This is a genomic window from Vibrio sp. 10N.222.52.B7, from assembly GCF_041474275.1.
GTDB lineage: Bacteria > Pseudomonadota > Gammaproteobacteria > Enterobacterales > Vibrionaceae > Vibrio > Vibrio crassostreae_C.
Genome location: NZ_JBFRTU010000701.1, coordinates 1 through 276 on the forward strand (window position 1 = coordinate 1; position 276 = coordinate 276).

At 46.7% G+C, this 276-nt stretch carries 1 pseudogene; it reads right to left on the reverse strand.

Annotated features, from left to right (window positions below):
* Window positions 1–85: 85 nt before the first annotated feature.
* Window positions 86–276, reverse strand: a pseudogene (locus tag AB4512_RS24885) (SAM-dependent methyltransferase); the annotation flags it as partial.

Sequence of the window (276 nt, forward strand, 5' to 3'; positions counted from 1 at the left end):
CCACATAACTGACCTTAAGATCGTTGATGTGGGTTTCGTTATTTTAGATGAGCATTACCGAGGCTAGCTCTAGGCATACACACGATTACAGATGAGGAAGCACTTGTTTGCGTCCAACACCCATCAATACCTTTAACTCTCCTTGTGGAGTGCTGATCGAGAACGGCGTTGATACTTCAACCACTGCAAAGCCAGCTGCACTCAATACATTCTCTGAGCGCTGTTGGCTGACACCGTAGTCTTCGCTGTCGTTCTCTAAGTACCAATCCCAGTGTA